Consider the following 3713-nt stretch of genomic DNA (forward strand, 5'->3'; position numbering starts at 1 on the left):
CGCTCTTCCGGTTCAATCTCCGGTCGAACCCCATCCTGCACCAGTTGGCGGGAAGAAGACGGCGAACCGCCCGTCCCCTCCGTCCCCTCTCCGTCCCCTCCTTGAGCGCGCGGGACTACGACGCCCGCACCTGATCCACCACCGGCTTGAGCACGGTGGCCGCGAACTGCGCCAGCGTGGTGGGCGTGGTGGTCTCCTTCGAGCGGGGCTCGGCGGGATCCATGCGGCCCTCCTTGATGGCGCCGTACATCTCCGTGAACGCATCCGCCATCCACGCCGGCAGGCCCATGCCCTTCATGCTGCCGCGCAGGTCCTCCAGCCCGACCTGCATGTACTTCACGGGCCGCCCCAGCGCCTGCGTCAGGATGGCCGCCGCCTCCGGGTAGGTGAGGTCCTGGGGCCCGTGCACGCCCAGGTTGCGGTGACCCGTCCACGACGCGTCGGTCAGCACCTCCGCCGCCTTGGTGGCGATGTCCGCCACGGCCACCATCGGGAACGTCTTCTCCGGCGCCGTGGCGTTGTAGATGTGGCCCGCCTTGGCGAGGGCCTGCACGTCGCGCAGGAAGTTCTCCATGAAGAAACCCGCGCGCAGGGAGGTGACGTTCGGCGACACCGCCTTGAAGGCCTCCTCCACCGGCTTGAGCGCGGACACCGGCCCGGTGCCGGGGCCGTTCTGCGCGCCCACGCTGGAGAGCACCACCACGCGCTTCACGCCGTGCGCCTTCACCGAAGCCGCCGCCTGCTGCGCCACGTTCGCCGCCCAGGTGACGAAGTCCGGGCGGGTCGGGGGCGGCGACAGCCAGAACAGCGCCTCCGCGCCCTCCAGCGCCGCGTCCAGCGTGGCCTTGTCCTCGATGGAGCCCTGCACCAGCTTCGCGCCCTGCTTCACCAGGTCCGACACCTTCTCCGGGTTGCGGGAGATGATCGTCACCTTGCGGCCGGAGGCCAGGAGCTTCTGGACGAGGGGACGACCGATGTTGCCATTGGGGGTGTTGATGACGATGGACATGGACTGCCTCCAGCGACTTCGAGATGGCGCAACAGTGCCCCCGCGCCATTCATGAAGCCACTGCATGCTATGCATGTCGCCATGCGCCGCCTTCATGAAACCCGGACGCCCGTGCCTGACGAGGTGGACCTCGCCGGCATCAACCTCAACCTGCTGGTGGCGCTGGACGCGCTGCTGCGGGAGGCCCACGTCACCCGCGCCGCGACCCGGGTGGGCCTCACCCAGTCCGCGATGAGCCATGCGCTGGCGCAGTTGCGGGAGCTGCTGGACGACGCGCTCCTCATCCGGGGCCGGGGCGGCATGGTGCTGACGCCGCGCGCGGAGCAGCTCACCGCGCCGCTGCGGCGGGGGCTGGTGGAGTTGCAGCGCGCCCTGCGCAGCGAGCCCGCCTTCGAGCCCGGCACGGCGACACGCCGCTTCACCGTGGCCACGCGCGACTACTTCGGCTCCGTGCTGCTGCCGTCCGCGCTGGAGCTGCTGGGCCGCGAGGCGCCCGGCGTGGACCTGTCCGTGCAGCACGTGGAGAACAGCACCTTCCCCGCGCTCCTGGAGAGCGGCGAGGTGGATCTGAGCGTCGTCACGCCGCCGGTGGAGCCGGGGCCGGGCCTGCGCCAGCAGAAGCTGTTCACCGAGGACTTCGTCTGCGTGGTGCGCAAGGGCCACCCGAAGGTGCGCCGCGGGATGGACCTGGACACGTACCTGGAGCTGTCCCACGTCCTCATCAGCCCGCGCGGCGACGGCGTGGGCGCGGTGGACGTGGCGCTGGCCAAGAGAGGCCTGCCCCCGCGTCGCATCGCCGTGCGGGTGCCCTACTTCCTCATCGCCCCGCTGGTGGTGACGCGCTCGGACCACGTCCTCACCGCGCCGCGCCGCCTCATCGCCGCGTTCAGCGAGGCCTACCCGCTCCAGGTGTTCCCCCCGCCCCTGCCCGTGCCCCCCTTCGACATGATCCAGGTCTGGCACGAGCGGTTCGACGGGGACCCGGCCCACCAGTGGCTGCGCGGGCTCGTCGCACGCGCCGTCGGGGTCGCGCATCCGGTGTCACGAAACACCCGGAGTTCACGAAGGGTGCGCCGGGCGCCGGCTTCCTGACACTCGGGGGCCGCGATACTGAACGCCGGTGCACAGGTGGGGGAGCATCGCATGGGGGGCTTCGTGTAGGGTGCCAACCATGAATCCAGAGAAGCTTGTCTTCGCCCAGACCGTCGACGCGCTCTTCGTCCGAGCGCTGGAGAACCGCCTGACGCCCGCGTGCGTGGAGCACCTGAAGCGGGCGGGGCTGGACCTCGACGCGAAGCTGGAGCGCACCTACACCCTGGAGCAGTGGCGCGAGTTCCTGCGCATCGCGGCCGGCCACGTCTATGGCGGCGTCCCGGCGGAAGCGGCGTACTACTCGCTGGGCGAGCGTTTCATGGACGCCTATTTCGGCACCTTCTTTGGCCGTGCCCTGCTGGGCGTGGGCCGGCTCGCGGGCCCCCGGCGGATGCTGCTGCGCGCGGACCTTGGCTTTCGCGCCGGCAACAACTTCAGTGAGGTCAAAATCGTCGAGCGCAGCGCGACTTCGCTGGAGCTGTGGATGAACGACGTGCTGGCGGATCAGCCCACGTTCGCGGCCGGCCTGCTGTCGCGCGCGGTGGCGCTATGCGGGGGCTGGCGGGTGGTGGCGCTGCCGGAGGGGTTCGACGGAACTTCGGCGACGTACCACCTGCGCTGGAGCGAGGCGCCGTCCGAGGCGGCGCTCAGCGCCACTGAGGATGGGTCCGCAGGCGACGCTCGACCTCAGGCGTGAGGGGTGCCCCATGTGGGGCCCGGGAGGACGAGCGCTCCCAGCGCTCCAACCACCGGGCTCCCAGCGGGGAAGTCAGGGATTCGAAGCGGGTCGAGGCCACGGTGGTCTCCCCCTTGGCGCCGGTGGACACGCCGGCGCCCACGAAGAAGCCGGCGAGCAGCAGGGTGACGCGCGTGGGCGTGGCCGCGCTGTAGGTGAGCAGCAGGGCCCCCTCCCCGTCCTCGCGGCAGTGCCGGCGCACCCGGGTGAGGACGGATTCGGTCCACATCTCCGGGTTCGAGGCCGGGGAGAACGGGTCGAAGAAGACGAGGTCGGCCACGGGCAGCTCCCCGTCCAGGTACGGCACGGCGTCCCCCAGCTTGAGGGTCCACTGAATGCCGGGCTCTGACCAGGCGCCGTCGCGCATGAGGGCCTCCGCGGCGGCGCGGAAGGGCTGGAGGAAGGGGAAGCCCTCGGCGTCCGCGAGCGCGAGACGCAGCGGGGCCAGGTCCACCTCGAAGCTGACGATGTGCAGGTCGCGGGCGCGCTCCGGGCCCAGTTCGCGGGCGCGGGTGAGCGCGGCGACGGCGTTGGTGGCGGCGCCCAGGCCGACGTCATGGATGACGAGCGGCGGGCCGGGCTTGCGCAGGCGGTCCGCGAGCGCGGGTTGATCCACGTAGAGGCGCAGGGCCTCCTGCCACGGGCCGACGGCCGGGTGCATGACCTCGCCGTGGCCCAGGTGGCGCACGGCGCGGTGGCCGTTGCGGAGGGTGACGAGTTCGAAGTCGCCGTCGCGCGGAGGGGTGGGCTCGGACATGGGGCGCGGGTTCCTGGCCTGGATGGGGGCGGGTGCGGAAGGATGGCTGACTAGCATGACGATTCCAGCGCAGGAACACCGGGGCCGGCTCGAAGGGCAGCACGTGCGGCATGGAGAGG

General features: G+C 71.5%; 4 protein-coding genes. 2 read left to right on the top strand and 2 right to left on the bottom strand.

Features of this window, described 5'->3' with window-relative positions:
* Window positions 1–115: 115 nt before the first annotated feature.
* Window positions 116–1009, bottom strand: coding sequence for an NmrA family NAD(P)-binding protein (locus tag D7V97_RS41125; protein WP_120616003.1), 894 nt, complete (start codon window positions 1007–1009; stop codon window positions 116–118).
* A 111-nt stretch (window positions 1010–1120) separates the two neighbouring features.
* On the opposite strand from D7V97_RS41125, the gene D7V97_RS41130 reads away from it, so the two are divergent.
* Together D7V97_RS41130 and D7V97_RS41135 are read left to right on the top strand one after the other, a co-directional pair.
* The gene (locus tag D7V97_RS41130) at window positions 1121–2101 is read left to right on the top strand and encodes a LysR family transcriptional regulator (protein ID WP_233583561.1); all 981 of its coding nucleotides are present in this window, start codon (window positions 1121–1123) and stop codon (window positions 2099–2101) included.
* A 79-nt stretch (window positions 2102–2180) separates the two neighbouring features.
* The gene (locus tag D7V97_RS41135) at window positions 2181–2798 is read left to right on the top strand and encodes a DUF2378 family protein (RefSeq protein ID WP_120616005.1); all 618 of its coding nucleotides are present in this window, start codon (window positions 2181–2183) and stop codon (window positions 2796–2798) included.
* Here the strand turns inward: D7V97_RS41135 and D7V97_RS41140 are convergent.
* On the bottom strand, window positions 2749–3594 hold the full coding sequence (locus D7V97_RS41140) for a tRNA (5-methylaminomethyl-2-thiouridine)(34)-methyltransferase MnmD (RefSeq protein WP_120616006.1): 846 nt from the start codon (window positions 3592–3594) through the stop codon (window positions 2749–2751). The genes D7V97_RS41135 and D7V97_RS41140 overlap by 50 nt on opposite strands.
* Window positions 3595–3713 lie beyond the last annotated feature (119 nt).

Origin of the sequence: Corallococcus sp. CA053C, assembly GCF_003611675.1 — a bacterium.
In the GTDB taxonomy this organism is placed as follows: Bacteria; Myxococcota; Myxococcia; order Myxococcales; family Myxococcaceae; genus Corallococcus.